This is a genomic window from Thalassotalea ganghwensis (assembly GCF_053485795.1).
In genome coordinates, this window is the sequence record NZ_JBQRUM010000050.1 from 1 (window position 1) to 1,366 (window position 1,366).

The 1,366-nt window shown below is 42.8% G+C and carries 2 tRNA genes and 2 rRNA genes; all 4 read left to right on the forward strand.

Going from position 1 to position 1,366, the window contains the following annotated elements:
- Positions 1-114: ribosomal RNA gene (locus tag ACSLUH_RS19370) — 16S ribosomal RNA — on the forward strand; the annotation flags it as partial.
- Positions 115-194: 80 nt separating this feature from the next.
- Positions 195-270 (forward strand) — tRNA-Ala (locus ACSLUH_RS19375).
- A gap of 144 nt (positions 271-414) precedes the next feature.
- A tRNA-Ile gene (locus tag ACSLUH_RS19380) sits at positions 415-491 on the forward strand.
- A gap of 466 nt (positions 492-957) precedes the next feature.
- Positions 958-1,366, forward strand: a 23S ribosomal RNA gene (locus tag ACSLUH_RS19385); the annotation flags it as partial.

The following is a 1,366-nucleotide window of genomic DNA, read 5'->3' on the forward strand; positions in this document are numbered from 1 at the left end:
AAAGAAGTGGCTAGTTTAACCTTCGGGAGGACGGTCACCACTTTGTGATTCATGACTGGGGTGAAGTCGTAACAAGGTAACCCTAGGGGAACCTGGGGTTGGATCACCTCCTTATCTTGAATGTAAAATAAACGCTTTGTTGAGTGTTCACACAAATTGCACTGATAACGAAAATGAAGAAGACGAAGCCTTATGGGGCTATAGCTCAGCTGGGAGAGCGCCTGCCTTGCACGCAGGAGGTCAGCAGTTCGATCCTGCTTAGCTCCACCACTTTAACCGAGCGTAGTTCAGATGATTAACGCCGGACATTGCTTTGAGTTCGAGGCGCTTTGGAAAAACACGCAGGAGTTATCGCCTGATAATGACAAGTGTTTTGAGAAAGCAACGAAGAAATCGAAACAATGAACAAGTTAAAGGTCTGTAGCTCAGCTGGTTAGAGCGCACCCCTGATAAGGGTGAGGTCGGCAGTTCAAGTCTGCCCAGACCTACCAAATTCTTCGTTATGCTACGTTGCTTAATTGCTCATGTGCTCAATGCACACTACGCAATAAGCGCCTTGCCTAACTTGAATTACTCTTCGCTCGAACTATTGAGTAGAAGAAAAAGCTTCGTAAAGAAACCAAACTTAAGGTATTTGAAAGGATAATTTACGTTTGGTTTTTTAAACCACGATTTAGGCGAATGTGTCCTAAAACGAACTCTTTAACAATTTGGAAAGCTGATATATATCCCGAGATACTTTACTTTATAAAAAGTATTTTATCTCAACCGATTGCTTTTTGTAAGTAACGAGTGTCGCGCTCATTACTTAATAACAAAAGTAATCAAACCTGATGTGTGATTTTCCTTATCACATATCAATCTAATTCAAGTAACTCATTAGAGTGCGTGAAAATGTCAGACATACATTTGGTTATGGTTTTGTCACCATAACACTCAAACTATTTGGGGTTGTATGGTTAAGTGACTAAGCGTATATGGTGGATGCCTTGGCAGTTAGAGGCGATGAAGGACGTGTTAATCTGCGATAAGCCGTGTTAAGCCGATAAAAGGCGTTATAGGCACGGATTTCCGAATGGGGAAACCCACTTACATAAGTAAGTATCTTTATCTGAATACATAGGATAAAGAGGCGAACCGGGAGAACTGAAACATCTAAGTACCCCGAGGAAAAGAAATCAACCGAGATTTCCTTAGTAGCGGCGAGCGAACGGGAATTAGCCCTTAAGCGTTGTGGAATTAGTGGAACAAGCTGGAAAGCTTGGCGATACAGGGTGATAGCCCCGTACACGAAAATGAAACAATTGTGAAATCGAGTAGGTCGGCACACGTGAAATGTTGACTGAACATGGGGGGACCATCCTCC